The following is a 15,617-nucleotide window of genomic DNA, read 5'->3' as shown; positions in this document are numbered from 1 at the left end:
GAGTTGCTCCGGGTCGACCAGCACGCGCTCGGCGCCGCGCTCGCCGACGCGCAGCATCAGCTTGAACTGGCTCTGGCCGGCAGCGCGCTTGAGGTAGTAGGTGCGTTCGCCGGGCAGGCGCCGCACGCTGCGCACCGAGTCGCCGGCAGCCCGGGCGAGCTCGGCGATCCGGCGCGCCAGTTCGTCGCGGCCGGCGATCGAGGCCAGCACCGACGCACCGTATTCCGCCTGCGCCTTCAGCCAGGCCTGCGTCGCCGGGCTCCTGACGTTCTCCAGGTTGCGGAAGGGATCTTCCACACGCACACCGTGCAGCGTGTCGGTGGCGGGCTCGCTCGGCGCCGGCGGCGGCGCGGCCTGGCCCAGTCCGGCGGCCAATGTCAGCAATGCAGCCGCCGCGGCGCGCAACATCCGCGTCATCGTGATCTCCCTGATGGCGCCGGAAGCGGCGCTTCTTCGGCAGATCGTAATACGCGGCTGCGGCGGCACTGAGCCAGATCAAGCCTCCGCCCCGCGTGCGGCCTAGATTGGCCACGAGCGCCGCGCTCGCGGCGTGGCGTGGCGAGGAGCATGCGATGAAGAACTGGCTGGTGGTGGCGAACGGCGCACGCGCCCGCGTGCTCGAGGAAGGCGACACCGGCGGATACGTCCAGCTGGCCGACTTGGTGCATCCGCAGAGCCGGTTGAAGGGCACGGCGCTGGACGCGGACCGACCGGGCCATGTGACCAGCGGCACCCACGGAACCGGCAGTTCGGAGTACCGGCCACGCACCGAACCGCACGAGCGCGAACTGGAGCACTTCGCCGCGGAGATCGCGCAACTGCTCGATGCCGGCGTGGCCGACGGCCGCTGCGCCGGTCTGATCCTGGTGTCCTCGAACCCCTTCCTCGGTCACCTCAAGGGGCGGCTCGGCCGCCAGGCCCGAGAGTGCATCCTGCGCAGTGTGGCGCACGACTACACGACACTGCCCGACGACGAACTCGCGCAGCGTCTGGCCGCCGCCTGAGGGCGACGTTTCGGGTGGCGGCACTGCGCCTGACGCTGGTGCTGGCCAACCTGGCGGCGCTGATCACCGCCGCCAGGCCGCGCGCAATGCGACACACAGCACCAGCCAGGCGCCCCCCAAGGCCATGCCGGCGAGCACGTCGCTGAACCAGTGCGCGCGCAGCACCAGCCGGCTGGCAGCCACCAGGCCCACCACCATGCTGGCCGCCCCCACCGCAGCGGCGCGTTGCGCCGGCGAGCGGAGCTGGGGCCACAGCAGCAGCACCAGCGCACCGTAGAGCAGCGTGGCCTGCGCGGCGTGGCCGCTGGGAAAGGCGAAGTCGGTGGGCACGCTCAGCCCCTCCTGCCCCGGCCGCGGGCGCTCGATCAGATGCTTGAGCGCGTGGTTGAGCGCCGCGCCGCTGTAGTACGTCAGCGGCAGCCACAGCGCGCCCGCGCGGTCGCGCAGTGCCAGCAGCAGCGCCACCGCGCCGATCACCAGCACGGCCATGCCGCGCGCCGTGTGCGCGGCCGAAAGCACCGTCATGGCCTCGACCAGCGCCGGCGTGGCCAGGGCATCGACCATCCGGGCCACCGCCATGTCGATCGGGGCGAGTGCGTCGAACAGGGCTTTCACGCAGGGATGCTGCACCGGCCAGGGTGACGTCGCTTGAGGCAGCGCAAGCGGGCCGATCGGTGGGTTCACCACCTCGCATCCCCAACTCGTCGGACCCGGTCGCGCGCATTCGGCGCTACGCTGCGGCGCTTCCCGGACACCGCGCGAGGTTCCCATGGCGACCAGCAACTTCCTCAAGCTCGACGGCATCGACGGCGAGTCCACCGACCGAAGCCACCGCGGCGAGATCGACCTGCTGTCGTGGAGCTGGGGCGTGACCAACGAGACGCCGGCCAGCGGCAGTGGCGGCGGATCCGGCGTCGGCCGCGCCACGCCGCAGGCACTGCTGTTCGTGCACCGCTACGACAAGGCCTCGCCGCTGCTGGCCAGGCTGGCGGCCAACGGCCGCCACATCCGTACCGCCGTGCTGTCGGCACGGCGCAGCGGTGCCGGGCAGCGCGACTTCCTGGTGGTCACGCTGAAGGAACTGACCATCACCGCCGTGCAAATGGCCGACAACGGCGAGGGCCCCGTGGAGCAGGTGGCCATGCGCTTCGCCGAGATCGGCTTCTCGTACCTGCCGCAGACGCCGCGCGGCGGCGCCGGCACGCCGGTGACGATGAACTGGAACGTTCGCACCTCGCAGGTGAGCTGACCGCCGCGCCACGAGAGGAACTTCCATGCGACCCGTCTGCAAGATCTGCTCGCCCTTCCTGCCTGGCCTGAGTGGCGGGCGCGTCTCGAGCGACGAGGCGGCGACGCACGAGCGTGTCGACAACCTGCGCATCACGCCGATGCGGGGCGCCGGCCGCACGCGCGCCGCGGTCGAGCGCCTGAAGCTGTGGGAGAACGGCCGCACGCTGAAGGTGAAGTTCCTCGACGGCAAGCCGTCGGTGCAGGCCCGCGTGGAGGCGATCGCCAAGGAGTGGGAGGCGCTGGCCAACCTGAAGCTGCAGTTCGTGAGCAGCGGCAGCGCGCCCATCCGCATCAGCTTCGCCGAAGAAGGTTTCTCCTGGTCGACGGTGGGCACCGATGCGCTGACCGTCGCGCCGTCCAAGCCGACGATGAACTACGGCTGGTTCGATGACGACACGCCGCTGCGCGAGTACCAGCGTGTGGTGCGCCACGAGTTCGGCCATGCGTTGGGCATGATCCACGAGCACCAGAACCCGGCCGCGCTGGGCAGGATCCCCTGGGACAAGCCCAAGGTCTACGCGCACTACGCCAAGCAGGACTGGACGCGCGAGGACGTCGACCTCAACCTGTTCCAGGTCTACGAGGAAGACAGCACCAACCACAGCGCCTTCGACCCGAAGTCGATCATGCAGTACGCGGTGCCGGACTCGCTGACCATCGGCTCGTTCGCGATCGGCTGGAACAGCGAGTTCTCGCCGATCGACATCGAGTTCATGCGCCGGCAGTACCCGCGCGAGGCCGCGGCGGTGACCGAACTCAGCCTGGGCAAGCGCATCGAGGCCGAGCTGGCGAAGGCCGGCGAGGTCGACACCTACCACTTCAGCGTAGCCCGCGCAGCGACCTGCACGATGGACACGAACGGCCCGACCGACACCGTGCTGGCCCTGCACGGCCCCGGCGACCCGGGCGCGGTGCTGACCTGGGACGACGACCGCGGCCGCGGCACGAACGCGCGCATCGTGCGCAAGCTGCAGCCGGGCGAGTACTGGCTGACGGTGCGGCACAAGACGCCGGTGGACACCGGCCGCTACAGCGTCGGCGTCAAGCAGCGCAGCTAGCCTGCCTTGCGGCGGGCGGCCACCGCCTTCGCCAGTTCCTGCAGCACCGGCACGGTCTGCGCGAAGGAGATGCAGGCGTCGGTGATCGACACGCCGTGCTTCAGTGGCACGCCGGGCACCAGGTCCTGCCGGCCCTCCTCGAGGTGGCTCTCGATCATCACGCCGGTGATGCGGCGTTCGCCGCCAGCGATCTGCCGCGCCACGTCGGACGCCACCTCGATCTGGCGGCGGTGCTGCTTGCTGCTGTTGGCATGCGACACGTCGACCATCACCTGCTCGCGCAGGCCTGCGGCACGCAGCGTGTCGCAGGCGGCGGCGACATGCGCGGCATCGTAGTTCGGCGCCTTGCCACCGCGCAGGATGACGTGGCAGTCGTGGTTGCCGCGCGTCTCGAAGATCGCCGCCACGCCCATCTTGGTCATGCCCATGAAGGCGTGCGGCGCGCGCGCGGCGAGGATGGCGTCGGCCGCCACCTTCAGGCCGCCATCGGTGCCGTTCTTGAAGCCGACCGGGCAGGACAGGCCCGAGGCGAGCTGGCGGTGGCTCTGGCTCTCGGTGGTGCGCGCGCCGATGGCGCCCCAGCTCACCAGGTCGGAGATGTACTGCGGGCTGAGCAGGTCGAGGAACTCGGTGCCCAGCGGCAGGCCGAGCGTGGTCAGCTCGAGCAGCAGGCGACGCGCGCGCTCCAGCCCCTCGTTGATCGCGAAGCTGCCGTCCAGGTGCGGGTCGTTGATGTAGCCCTTCCAGCCGACCGTCGTGCGCGGCTTCTCGAAGTAGGCACGCATCACGATCAGCAGCTCGCCCTGCAGCTCTTCGGCGACGGACTGCAGCTGGTGACCGTACTCGAGCGCCTGGTCGTGGTCGTGGATCGAGCAAGGGCCGACGACGATCACCAGCCGGTCGTCGCGGCCGTGCAGCACGTCGGCGATGGCGCTGCGGCTGCGCTCGACCAGCGCCAGCGTGTCGTCCTGCAGTGGCACGCGTTCCTGCAGCAGGGCCGGGTTGATCAGCGGGCGCACGGCGCCGATGCGCACGTCGTCGATTCGGGTGGTGTCCAGGGTCTTCATGAAGGCGGGTCTCAGGGGAGTTCGATGACGACGTTGCCGATCGCCCGGCCGCTCTCGACCAGTTCGTGAGCCTGCACGATCTGCGCGAGCAGCAGTCGCTGCGCGATGCGGTGCTGCAGCGCGCCGCGCGCCAGCAGGTCGGCGAGCACCGCCTCGGCGCGCGCGCGGTCGTCGTCGGCGAGGTTGTAGACGATGAAGAAGCGCAGGTTGAGGTTCTTCGCGATCAGCGGGAAGAAGGGCAGCGTGAACTCGCCCTGGCCGCTGCCGTAGACGACCAGGTCGCCGCCGGAGCGCAGCAATTCGAGGTCGAGCAGCCGGTTGGCTGCGATGTCGACCTCGATCACGCGGTCGACGCCGCGGCCGCCGGTGGCCTCGCGCACCCGTTCGGCGACGTTCTCGCGGCGGTAGTCGATCGCCAGGTCGGCACCGGCCTCGCGCACGATCTGCGCCTTCTCCTGGCTGCTCACCGTGGCGATGACCTGCCGCGCGCCGAGCAGCTTGGCGAACTGCACCGCGTAGTGCCCGACCGCGCCGGCGCCACCGGCCACCAGCACCGACTGGCCTTGCACGCCGCCGGCCATCAGCACGGCGTGCAGCGCGGTCAGCGCCGGGATGCCGAAGCAGGCACCGGCCTCGTCGGGCGTGCCCGCGGGCAGCGGCACGGCCTGGCGCGCCGGCAACACGATGAACTGGGCCGAGGTACCGCTGGAGCGGCCCCAGGCACCGTTCCAGATCCAGACGCGCTCGCCGATGCGCTTCGCCTCGACACCTTCGCCGACCGCATCGACCACGCCCATGCCGTCGCTGTGCGGCACGATGCGCGCGAAGGCGAGTTGTTTGCTGCGCAGACCGGCGCGCGACTTCACGTCCGACGGGTTGACGCCCGACCAGCGCAGGCGCACGCGCAGCTCACCCGGCCCGGGCACAGGATCGGGGAGTTCAGCGACGGTGAGCACCTCGGCGGCAGGCCCGGTGCGTTCGTAGAAGGCGGCTTGCATGGCGGCTCCAGCAACAGCGGAGCCGCGATTCTGCGGCAGCACGTGCCGGCGCTCCGCGTGGGCGCTCCGGTCAGCGCTCGAAGCTAGCGACCGGCACGCCCAGGCGCGGCGGCTGCCAGCGGTACTCGGCGCTGAGCACGTTGCGCGTGGCGTCCTGTCCCGGCCACTGCAGGCCGAGCAGGTCGGCCACGGTCCAGGCGGCCCAGTCGGCACGGAATGGCCGCAGCGCGACGGCGCCGGCATCGGCAGGGGCCGGCTCGCTGCGCCAGATCAGCGCCGGAATGCGGTAGCCCGACGCGGTGGTGGCACTGTGGCCGGCGCGGTCGAGCTCGTGGCCGACCTCCTGACCGTGGTCGGAGAGGTACATCCAGGCGGCGCGTGTGCCGCCACCGACCCCCTCGCGCAGCGACTTCAGCAGCCCGGACAGCACACCGTCGTGGTACAGCACCGCAGCGTCGTACTGCTGCCGGGCTTCGCGCGTCCAGGCCGAGCGCCCCGCAGCCTGAAGCTGCCGCTCCACCGCGTCGTCGACACCCGCGAACGGGTTGGCGCCGGGCGGATGGCGCAGTTCGTAGTGCGGGTGTGCGCCCATCAGGTGCACCACCAGCAGCTTGCGCGGCGACGGGTCGGCCAGCGCGCGGCCCACGTCGTCGAGCAGTTCGCCGTCGAGCGTCTCGCCGCCGCGGCCGGGACGGCGGTTGATCATCTCCACCCGGTCGGACAGGCTGGCGTGCAACGCCTCCAGCGCCATGTCGTCCTGGTTGCCGATCCACCAGACCTTGTAGCCCGCGGCCCGCGCCAGCGCGAGCAGGTGCGGCGCGTCGCCGCGTTCACCTTGCCCGAAGCGGAACAGGTTGTGCAGCGCCGGCAGCGTGCTCGCGTCGGCAGACCAGGCGTGGCGCAGGACCACGAAGCTGTCGCCGAGCTCGGCGCGATCGGCCGCCAGCCTTGGCGTGGTGTCGCGCGCATAGCCGTACAGGCCGAGGTCGTCGCGGTTGATGCTTTCACCGACGACCAGCATCACCGTCGAGGCGCCGTCGAAGGCCAGCGTCGGCGCCATCTCGCGCGCATGCGCCAGCGTGCGTTCGCGCATCTGCTGCTGCTGCGCCCACCCGGCGCGCAACTGCTGCGCGGAATCCCACCATTGCGACCAGAACACCGCCGGGTGCATGCGCCGCCACGGCTTGCTCGCATGGGCGAGCCCGGCCACGAGCAGAAGCGCCGCCGCTGCCGCCACGAGCAGGCGGCGCGGCGGCCGCCACGGCGCCGAGTGCGGCCAGCGCGCCGCCAGGTGCAGCGCCCAGGCGAGCACGGCCGCCGCCAGCAGCATCGGCGCGAGGCGCAGCAGCACGTCCGGCGCGTTGGCCCACAGGTATTCGGTGCTCTCGTGCACGCGGGAGTTGGCCAGCGCGCCCAGCACCATGCTGCTGTCCGGCGCGGCCTGGTAGTGGGCCCACAGGTAGTGGCGCACGGCACCGTCGAACACGAAGCCCATCGCCAGCCACCAGGTGGCGACGGCGCGCAGCCGGTGCAGCCAGGCCGAGCGCAGCGGCCAGGCCGCCCAGACGATCAGCGGCAACGCCAGCGCCAGCATCTGCATCGCACGGCGGCCGTCGTGCCCCATCGCGATGAACCCGCCCAGGACCACCGCCAGCGCCATCGGCGCGGCGTGCGGGGAGCCCCAAACGCCCACGGCTGGCGGTGACGATGGCTTGATCAAAGATGTCATGACATGACAGGGTTTGGCGGCGGATTCTGCCAGCCGGCACCGCCGCCCCGGCGCACGCTCGGTGTTTCCCCCGTGGGTGATTGCCAACTTGTCGAGATTCCGCCGCGCCGTTCGTCGCACCGCTTGAGCACGCTCAAGTTGCCACCACAGGAGAGAACGCCATGAGCCCGTCCCGCGTCCGCCCGATTCCCGAGGGCATGCACTCGCTGACCCCGCACCTCGTCTGCGACGGTGCCGCCGCCGCGATCGACTTCTACAAGGCAGCGTTCGGCGCCGTCGAGCTGGCCCGGCTGCCCACGCCCGACGGCAAGCTGATGCACGCGATGCTGCGCATCGGCGACTCGGCGCTGATGCTCGTCGACGCCTTCCCGCAGATGGGCGCGCTCGACCCGAAGGCGCTGAGGGGCTCGCCCGTGACCATCCACCTGTTCGTTCCCGACGTGGACGCGACCCTGTCCCAGGCGCAGCGCGCCGGTGCCCGGGTGACGATGCCGGCACAGGACATGTTCTGGGGCGACCGCTACGGCCAGCTCGAGGATCCGTTCGGCCACCGCTGGTCCGTCGCCACGCACCTGCAGGACCTCACGCCCGAGCAGATCCAGGCCAACCTGGAGAAGCTGCCGCAGGACATGTCCTGCGGGACGTGACGCTCAGATCTTCCCCAGAGCGCGCAGGATCTTCTCCGGCGTGATCGGCTGCGAGGCCACGCGCGCGCCGAACGGCGCCAGCGCGTCGTTGATCGCGTTCATCACCGCGCCCGGCGCCCCCGCGGTGCCGGCCTCGCCGGCGCCCTTGGCACCGAGCTGCGAGCTGCGCGTGGGCGACTGCACGTGCGAGACGACGATGTCCGGCATCTCACCCGCCATCGGCACCAGGTAGTCGGCCATGTTGCCGTTCTTCAGCGTGCCGTCCTCGCTGTACAGGCACTCCTCGAACAGCGCGCCGCCGATGCCCTGCACGATCGCGCCGCGCATCTGCTCGTCGACCAGCATCGGATTGATCACGCGCCCGCAGTCCTCCACCGCCCAGTGGGTGAGCAGCTTGACGAAGCCGGTGTCGACGTCGACCTCGACATGGCTGACCTGCACGCCGTTGGTGAAGATGAACGGGTAGTCGCGCTGCGCGTAGTGGCGCGTGACCATCAGCTCGGGCGTGAACTCCTTGGGCAGCGTGTCGCTGCGGAAGTAGGCGATGCGGCCGAGCTCGGCGAGCTCGAGCACCCGCTCGTTCGTGCGTGCATCGACGATCGCGCCGCGGTGCACCTTCAGCTCCTGGCGGTCGCGCTTGAGAATGGCCTCGGCCGTTGCGAGGATGTTCTCGCGCAGCACCCGCCCGGCCTGCAGCACCGCCTCGCCGCCGATGCCAGCCCCGCGAGATGCCCAGGTGCCGCCGCCGTAGGGCGTGGTGTCGGTGTCGCCGGTGACCACGCGCACGCGGTCGATGCTCACGCCCACGGCGTCGGCGGCGATCTGCGCGAAGATCGCCTCGGCGCCCTGGCCCTGCTCGCCGACGCTGCTGCTGACGGTCAGCACGCCGGTCGGCTCGAGGCGCAGCGTCGCGCCGTCCTGCGATGCGATTCGCGCGCCGCCCACGCCGTAGAAGGCCGCGCTCGGGTTGGTCAGCTCGATCAGCGCGGCCACGCCGATGCCGCGGTGGATGCCGCGCTTGCGCAACTCGGCCTGCTCGGCACGCAGTGCGTCGTAGTTGCAGACGCGCTTCGCTTCGCGCAGGCAGGCCTCGTGCGACAGCACCTCGAGCTTGATCCCGGAGGCGCCCGTGGCCGGATAGGCGTCGTCGGGGATCACGTTCATCTGCCGGAATTCGATCGGGTCCATGCCGATCCTGGCCGCCACGCCATCGACCAGCGCCTCGGTGATCGCACAGGCGATCGGGTGGCCGACGCCGCGGTACTGGCAGGTCGGCACCTTGTTCTGGAACACCACCTGCAGCTTCGCCCGGTAGGCCTTGTGCTTGTAGGGCCCGCCGGTCAGGTTGACGACCTGGTTGCCCTCGATGCCGCTGGTGCGCGGGAACATCGAGAACGGGCCGATGCCGGTCAGGTCGTCGATCTCGAAGGCGAGGATCTCGCCGGCCTTCGTCGCGGCGATGCGCGCCTGGATGCGGTGCTCGCGCGCATGGATGTCGGAGACGAAGCTCTCCAGCCGGTCGGCGACGAACTTCACCGGCCGCTGCAGCAGCATCGCCAGCGCCACTGTCGCGAAGTCGTCCGGGTAGGCATGCACCTTGATGCCGAACGAGCCGCCGACGTCGCGGCAGATCACCCGCACCTGCGACTCCTGCAGTTCGAACTGCCGGCAGTACAGGTCCTGCATCATGTGCGGGGCCTGGAAGGAGTGGTAGACGGTCAGCTTCTGGTCGCCCGGGTTCCAGTCGGCGATCTGGCAGCGCGGCTCCAGCGTCACGCCGGTGTGGCGGCCGAAGCGGTAGGTCTCCTCGAACACCACCGCATCGGGCCGCGCGAAGGCCTCGTCGACGCCACCGGTGTCCAGCGAGCGCGCAAAGCAGAGGTTGTCGCCGAGCTCGGGGTGGATCAGCGGCGTGGCCGGGTCGAGCGCGGTCTCGGTGTCGAGCACGGCGGGCAGCGACTCCCACTCGACCTCCAGCAGCGCGAGCGCGTCTTCGGCGATGGCGCGCGTCTCGGCGACGATGGCCACCACCGGCTCGCCATGCCAGGTGGCGCGGTCGATCGCCATCGGGTACTGCGGCGCGCTCTTGATGCCGGCGAGGTGCGCGAGCGTCGCGACCCACGGCTTGCAGATCTCGGCGATCTCGGCGCCGACCACCACCGCGATCACGCCGGGATACGCCTGAGCGGTCGAACGCTCGATGCGCGTGATGCGCATGTGCGCCACCGGCGAGCGCCAGAACACCACGTGGGCCAGGCGCGGCAGTTCGATGTCGTCGACGAACTGGCCGCGGCCTTGCGTAAGCCGGCGCACGCCTTCGCGCGGGATGGCCACACCGATATGGCGCTGGTCTTCCGTGACGGCCGGCAGGTCGGTGCCGAGGTCGCGGCGGGTCGGGATCTCGGTCGGGTGGTTCATGCCCTCGCCTCCTGACCGGACGCGATGGGCTCGTCGGCGAAGCGGCCCGCCTTCTGCTGCTCGAGCACCGCACACACCGCATCGACGATCGCGTGGTAGCCGGTGCAGCGGCAGTAGTTGCCGCTGATCCACTCGCGCACCTGGGCACGGTCGGCCTCGGGCCGCTGCTCGACCAGTTCCAGCGCCGCCATCAGCATGCCCGGCGTGCAGTAGCCGCACTGCAGCGCGTTGTGTTCGATGAAGGCGTCCTGCAACGCCTTCAGCCGCTTTCCCGGCGTTGGCGTCTCCACCGTCTCGACGCGGTGGCCGTCGGCCTGCGCGGCGAGCACCAGGCAGCCGCGCACGATCTGGCCGTCGAGCCTGACCGTGCAGGCGCCGCAGACGCCGTGTTCGCAGCCGAGGTGCGAGCCCTTCAGCCCGCAGTCCTCGCGCAGGAAGTCGACCAGGTGCTTGCGGCACTCGACCTCGCGGGTCAGCGTCGTGCCGTTGACCTCGACGCGCACGCGCCGGGTCGGGGTGTCGGTGGGCGTCTTCATCACGACTCCTGGATCAGGGTCGCCACCGCGCGGCGCATCAGCGTGGCGGCGAGCTGCTTCTTCGCGGCAGCGGAATGGGTCAGGTCCTCGAAGGGATCGAGTTCGGCACGCAGCGCCGCGTCGGCAGCGGCCAGGCGTGCGTCGTCCACCAGCCCGCCTTGCAGCGCGGCCTCGGCCTTCGCGGCGCGAATCGGCCGGTCGCCGAGGCTGAGGAAGACAAGACGCACGTCGCTCAAGCTTCGCCCGCTCACCTTGGCGCGTGCCGCGAGGCCGGCCACCGCGTAGTCGCCGTGGCGGCGCGACAGCTCGCTGAACACCTGCCGCTCGCCCGCGCCGATCAGCGGGATCTCGCAGGCCTTGAGCAGTTCGCCCGGCTGGAGCGCCGTGGTGTAGAGGCCCTGGAAGAAGTCGCCTGCCGCGACACGTCGATCACCCTTCGCGCCCGCGATCACCAGCGTGCCGCCGAGCGCGACCACGCAGGCCGGCCACTCCGCCGCCGGGTCGGCATAGGCGAGCGCGCCGCCGAAGGTGCCGAGGTTGCGGATCGCGCGGTGGCCGATGTGCGGCGCCGCCTGCGCGAGCAGCGGCGCGTGCCTGGCCACCAGCGGCGAGGCCTCCACCTCGCTGTGCCGCGTCAGCGCGCCGATGCGCAGCACACCAGCGTCCACCGCGATGCCGCGCCAGGCCTCGAAGCCCGCGATGTCGACCAGCAGCGCCGGCTGCGAGAGCCGCATGTTCAGCGTGGCCAGCAGCGTCTGGCCGCCGGCGATCACGCGCGCGTCGTCACCGTGCATCGCCAGCAACTCGAAGGCGTGCTGCGGCGACTCGGCACGGATGTAGTCGAAGGCCGGCGATTTCATGGCATCGGGTTCGCGAAGGGCCGCGCTAGGGTTTGTCGGGATTGGGGTCTGTTGACCAAACGCTCAACAATTTCGGACGAGTTGAGCAGATGGTCAATACCGAAGAAACCCGCAAGCCCGACGCCGCACCGGTGCGTCGCCGCCTCGATGCGCGCGAACGCGAGCGGCAGATCGTCGAAGGCGCCACCGAGTTCTTCGCGCGCCGCGGGCTCGATGCGCAGATGCGCGAGCTGGCCGCGGAACTCGGCATCGCGCACACGCTGCTGTACCACTACTTCCCGACCAAGCGCTCGCTGATCGAGCGCGTCTACGAAGAAACCATTGCCGGCCGATGGGATCCGCGCTGGGAGGCGCTGCTCGACGACGCCTCGCTGCCGGTGGAGGACAAGCTGCACGCCTTCTACCGCGAGTACCTGCCGGCCATCCTGACGCCGGAGTGGCTGCGCACGCTGGTGCACTCGGGCCTGTCCGACGGGCTGATTCCGACGCGCTACTTCGCGCTGGTGCGCGAGAAGCTGTTCCCACGCTTGATCCGCGAGTCGCGCCGCCATGCCGGCAGCCGTTCGCGCGCCAAGGCCACGCCGCGCGAGGAGTCGGCGCTGATGGGCCTGCACGGCGCGCTGATCTACCAGCTCGGCATCTGGCCGCTGATCTACCAGCAGCACTTCAGCGGCGAGGGCGACCCGGCGCAGATCGACACCTTCATCCGCGACCGCATCCGCGGCTACCTGGCGCAGGTGCACGAGTTCGTGCCGGCGCCGCGGCGCTGACCGCCTGAGGAGAAGCACATGGGCATCTCGCTGAACCACTTCTCGATCCGCACCGCCGACCTCGATGCCTGCGAGCGCTTCTACTGCGGCCTGCTCGGCCTGAAGAAGGGCCCGCGACCGCCCTTCCCGTTTCCCGGCCTGTGGCTCTACGCCGGCGACACCGGCGAGTACGCCAACGCCGCGGTGCACATCATCGGCATCGACCGCAACGACCCCGAGGGCCTGAAGCGGTACCTCGGCGACCGCGACGAGAGCAGCCTGGCCGGCAGCGGTGCGGTCGACCACGTGGCCTTCTTCGTCACCGGCCTGGCCGACACCTTGAAGAAGCTGGCCGAGGCCGGCATCGAGGGCCGCGAACGCACCGTGCCGCTGCTCGGCCTGCACCAGGTGTTCGTCGACGACCCGAACGGCATCGTGGTCGAGCTGAACTTCCCGGCGCACGAGAAGGCGGCGCTGGCCGCCTGAGCTGCCGATGGCGCGCATCCTGATCAGCGGTGGTTCGCTCGGCGGCCTGATGGCCGCCAATGCGTTGCTGCGCGCCGGGCACGACGTCACCGTGCTCGAGCGCTCGAGCCGTTCGCTCGAAGGGCGTGGCGCCGGCATCGTCACGCATCAGAACCTGCGCGAGGCGCTGCGCCAGTGCGGCGCGTCGGTCGACCACACGCTCGGCGTGCCGGTGGCCTCGCGCGTCGTGCTCGATGCGCAGGGCCAGGCCGAGTGCCGCTGGGAGCATCCGCAGGTGCTGACCTCCTGGGGCCGGCTCTACGCCTTGCTTCGCGCAGCGCTGCCGACCGAGCGCTACCGGCTCGGCGCCGCGGTGGCGGGCGTCGAGCAGACCGAGACCGGCGTGCGTGTGCGCCTGGCCGATGGCGAGCCCCTGTCGGCCGATCTGCTGATCGCCGCCGATGGCATCCGCTCCACCGTGCGTGCGCGCCTCGCGCCGGCCGTGCAGCCGCAGTACGCCGGCTACATCGCCTGGCGCGGCGTGTGCGACGAAGCCAGCCTGTCGCGCTTCACTCGAGAGACGCTGTTCGACCACTTCGGGTTCGGCTTGCCCGACGGCGAGCAGATGATCGGCTACCCGGTGGCCGGCGCCGAGGACAGCGTGGCACCCGGCCAGCGCCGCTGGAACTTCGTCTGGTATCGCCCGGCGGCAGCCGGTGCCGAGCTGGCATCGCTGATGAGCGACGCCGACGGCGTGCACCATCCGGAAGGCATCCCGCCGCAGCAGGTGTCGTGGCGCCAAGTCGCCGCGATGCGCCAGGCCGCGCGCGACAAGCTGGCGCCGCAGTTCGCCGAGATCGTCGAGAAAACGGCGGTGCCCTTCCTGCAACCGATCTACGACTTCGTCTCCAGCGAACTCGCCTTCGGGCGCGTCGCGCTGCTCGGCGATGCCGCCTTCGTCGCGCGGCCGCATGTCGGCATGGGCGTGGCCAAGGCGGGCGACGACGCGATGGTGCTGACGCAGTGCATCGCCGAACTCGGCGCCACGCCGGCCGCGCTGCGCCGCTACGCCCAGCTGCGCCAGGCGGTGTGCGCGAGCGTGGTGCAGCGTGCACGCCGCCTCGGCGCCTACATGGAAGCACAGCAGCGCGGTACGCCCGTGCAGCGCAGTGCCGAGGAGGTGATGCGCCAGACCGCGATCGACCCCTCTCTCTTCGAACCCGAAGCTTCGACACCACAGGCCGCCAGAGCCTGATCCATCCACCCCGCCAGGAGACACGTCATGAGCCACATCCCCGCGAACCCGCGCCGCCGCCGCCTCGTCATGGCCGGCACCGCCATGGCCACCGCCCCGGCGCTGTTCAACATCGCCCGCGCACAGGGTGGGCCGATCAAGATCGGCTTCCCGGTGCCGCTGACCGGCGCCTTCAGCGCCGAAGCGCAGGACCAGGTGCGAGCCGCCGAGCTGGCCGTCAAGGAATGGAACGCGGCCGGCGGCCACAAGGGCCAGATGTGCGAGCTGCTGGTGCGCGATACCAAGCTCAATCCCGGCGAGGCGGCCACGCGCACGCTGGAGTTGATCGAGAAGGACAAGGTCAACTTCGTCGTCGGCTCGCTGTCGGCGGCCACGCAGCTGTCGATCAACGCTGTCACGCGCGAGCGCAAGGTGCTCTACAACTCGATCAGCCAGTCCGACACCATCAACGAGGCGAAGGACTGGAGCCTGTACACCTTCCACGAGGCGCTGAATCCGCACCTCACCGCCGGCGCGGTCGGCCGCTACGCCTTCCCGAAGTTCGGCAAGCGCGTGGTCTACCTCACCGCCGACTACGCCTACGGCCATGAGATGGTGCGCGGCTTCCAGCGCGCCGGTCAGTCGCTCGGCATGCAGACGCTGGCCGACATCCGCCACCCACTGGGCACCGCCGACTACTCGGCCTTCCTGCCGCGCATCCAGGCGCTCAAGCCCGACATCCTGGTGCTGTGCAACTTCGGCCGCGACCTGGTCAACAGCGCCAAGCAGGCCACCGACTTCGGCATCAAGCAGACCACCAAGATCATCGCGCCGGTGCTGCTGTTCACCTCGCGCCTGGCCGGCGGCGCCGATGCCTTCGAGGGCGTGCTTGGCGGCACCAGCTACTACTGGGGCATGGAGGACAAGATCCCCAGCGCGAAGAAGTTCAACGACGCCTTCCGCAAGGCCTACAACGGGGCGGTTCCTTCCGACTACGGCGCGCTGGGCTACGCCGGCATCCGCAGCGTGCTGCAGGCGGTGAAGGACGCCGACTCGCTGGACAGCCAGCGCGTGGCCATCGCGCTGCGCCAGCTCAGGTACGACTGGTACAAGGGCCCGCAGTTCTACCGCAAGTGCGACCACCAGTCGGTGCAGTCGGTGGTCATCGTCGAGAGCAAGAGCAAGGGCATGAAGGACAAGAACGACGTCTTCAACGTGCTGGCCATCGAGGCGCCGGACGAGAAGAACCTGCGGACCTGCGAGGAGATGGGGCACAAGGTCACGACTTGAGTTCTGTTGTGTTCGTGTTCCTGCATCGATCGGAGCGAGGCCTGGGCGTGCGCGGGCGGCCGCGGGCGTACGACGCTCGGCGGTCTGCGCTGCGCGCAGACTCCCTGCGGTGCTCGCGCGTGGGGCCGGGCCGCCCAACTCGCTTCGTTCGCTGCGCTCACTCCGCTCAGACAGACGGCGGCCAGCCAGATCACGATGCGCGCTGCGCGCGCCGGCTCCACGCACTCCGCTCCTCGGCGCCTCGCCACGCACGCCCGCAGCCGCCCGCGCCC

Annotated in this window: 15 protein-coding genes and 1 pseudogene; 8 read left to right on the top strand and 8 right to left on the bottom strand. The window is 70.7% G+C overall.

Translation table 11 applies throughout. From position 1 onward, the window contains the following. Window positions 1-417: pseudogene (locus AAG801_RS32105) on the bottom strand (S9 family peptidase); the annotation flags it as partial. A gap of 155 nt (window positions 418-572) precedes the next feature. Between AAG801_RS32105 and AAG801_RS32100 the strand changes: the two are divergent. After that, window positions 573-1,004, top strand: a complete 432-nt coding sequence (locus AAG801_RS32100; RefSeq protein ID WP_341892044.1) for a host attachment protein — start codon at window positions 573-575, stop codon at window positions 1,002-1,004. Between the two features lie 63 nt (window positions 1,005-1,067). Here the strand turns inward: AAG801_RS32100 and AAG801_RS32095 are convergent, their stop codons facing one another. Further along, the gene (locus AAG801_RS32095) at window positions 1,068-1,619 is read right to left on the bottom strand and encodes a phosphatase PAP2 family protein (RefSeq protein ID WP_341892043.1); all 552 of its coding nucleotides are present in this window, start codon (window positions 1,617-1,619) and stop codon (window positions 1,068-1,070) included. Window positions 1,620-1,773: 154 nt separating this feature from the next. Between AAG801_RS32095 and AAG801_RS32090 the strand changes: the two genes are divergently transcribed. Together AAG801_RS32090 and AAG801_RS32085 are read left to right on the top strand one after the other, a co-directional pair. Beyond that, window positions 1,774-2,253 (top strand): type VI secretion system tube protein Hcp, encoded by a 480-nt coding sequence (locus tag AAG801_RS32090; protein WP_341892042.1) that lies wholly within the window; start codon window positions 1,774-1,776, stop codon window positions 2,251-2,253. 25 nt (window positions 2,254-2,278) lie between these two features. Then, complete coding sequence (locus tag AAG801_RS32085) at window positions 2,279-3,352, top strand: M12 family metallopeptidase (protein ID WP_341892041.1); 1,074 nt, start codon at window positions 2,279-2,281, stop codon at window positions 3,350-3,352. On the opposite strand, the gene AAG801_RS32080 is transcribed toward AAG801_RS32085, so the two are convergent. The 3 genes from AAG801_RS32080 to AAG801_RS32070 all read right to left on the bottom strand — a co-directional run bounded on the left by AAG801_RS32080 (window position 3,349) and on the right by AAG801_RS32070 (window position 7,146). Next, entirely contained in the window at window positions 3,349-4,419 is a 1,071-nt protein-coding gene (locus AAG801_RS32080) for a 3-deoxy-7-phosphoheptulonate synthase (RefSeq protein ID WP_341892040.1), read from the bottom strand. The genes AAG801_RS32085 and AAG801_RS32080 overlap by 4 nt on opposite strands. An 11-nt stretch (window positions 4,420-4,430) precedes the next feature. Beyond that, window positions 4,431-5,417, bottom strand: coding sequence for an NADPH:quinone reductase (locus AAG801_RS32075; RefSeq protein WP_341892039.1), 987 nt, complete (start codon window positions 5,415-5,417; stop codon window positions 4,431-4,433). Between the two features lie 70 nt (window positions 5,418-5,487). Further along, complete coding sequence (locus tag AAG801_RS32070; RefSeq protein WP_341892038.1) at window positions 5,488-7,146, bottom strand: phosphoethanolamine transferase; 1,659 nt, start codon at window positions 7,144-7,146, stop codon at window positions 5,488-5,490. 161 nt (window positions 7,147-7,307) lie between these two features. Here AAG801_RS32070 and AAG801_RS32065 point away from each other — a divergent pair, with 161 nt between their 5' ends. After that, window positions 7,308-7,793, top strand: a complete 486-nt coding sequence (locus AAG801_RS32065; protein ID WP_341892037.1) for a VOC family protein — start codon at window positions 7,308-7,310, stop codon at window positions 7,791-7,793. Between the two features lie 3 nt (window positions 7,794-7,796). On the opposite strand, the gene AAG801_RS32060 is transcribed toward AAG801_RS32065, so the two are convergent. From AAG801_RS32060 to AAG801_RS32050, 3 genes are read right to left on the bottom strand one after another with little or no spacing between them, the layout of a single operon-like run. Next, window positions 7,797-10,211 carry a xanthine dehydrogenase family protein molybdopterin-binding subunit gene (locus tag AAG801_RS32060; protein WP_341892036.1) on the bottom strand — a complete coding sequence of 805 codons (2,415 nt, stop codon included), beginning with the start codon at window positions 10,209-10,211 and terminating at the stop codon, window positions 7,797-7,799. After that, complete coding sequence (locus AAG801_RS32055; protein WP_341892035.1) at window positions 10,208-10,747, bottom strand: (2Fe-2S)-binding protein; 540 nt, start codon at window positions 10,745-10,747, stop codon at window positions 10,208-10,210. The genes AAG801_RS32060 and AAG801_RS32055 overlap by 4 nt, the downstream gene beginning before the upstream one ends. Further along, a complete protein-coding gene (locus AAG801_RS32050; RefSeq protein ID WP_341892034.1) occupies window positions 10,747-11,607 on the bottom strand; it encodes a xanthine dehydrogenase family protein subunit M in 861 nt (286 codons plus the stop codon). Before AAG801_RS32050 ends, AAG801_RS32055 begins: the two co-directional genes overlap by 1 nt. Window positions 11,608-11,696: 89 nt before the next feature. Here AAG801_RS32050 and AAG801_RS32045 point away from each other — a divergent pair, with 89 nt between their 5' ends. Genes AAG801_RS32045 through AAG801_RS32030 form a run of 4 tightly spaced genes read left to right on the top strand, consistent with a single transcriptional unit; the run spans window position 11,697 to window position 15,345 of the window. Beyond that, entirely contained in the window at window positions 11,697-12,377 is a 681-nt protein-coding gene (locus AAG801_RS32045) for a helix-turn-helix domain-containing protein (protein ID WP_341892033.1), read from the top strand. A gap of 18 nt (window positions 12,378-12,395) precedes the next feature. Continuing rightward, on the top strand, window positions 12,396-12,842 hold the full coding sequence (locus AAG801_RS32040; RefSeq protein ID WP_341892032.1) for a VOC family protein: 447 nt from the start codon (window positions 12,396-12,398) through the stop codon (window positions 12,840-12,842). Between the two features lie 7 nt (window positions 12,843-12,849). Next, complete coding sequence (locus tag AAG801_RS32035) at window positions 12,850-14,076, top strand: FAD binding domain-containing protein (RefSeq protein WP_341892031.1); 1,227 nt, start codon at window positions 12,850-12,852, stop codon at window positions 14,074-14,076. A gap of 27 nt (window positions 14,077-14,103) precedes the next feature. After that, window positions 14,104-15,345 carry an ABC transporter substrate-binding protein gene (locus AAG801_RS32030; protein WP_341892030.1) on the top strand — a complete coding sequence of 414 codons (1,242 nt, stop codon included), beginning with the start codon at window positions 14,104-14,106 and terminating at the stop codon, window positions 15,343-15,345. Window positions 15,346-15,617: the final 272 nt, after the last annotated feature.

This window comes from Variovorax sp. YR752, assembly GCF_943372545.1.
Note: the sequence above shows the minus strand (reverse complement) of the source record. Positions and strands in the feature narration are given on the sequence as shown.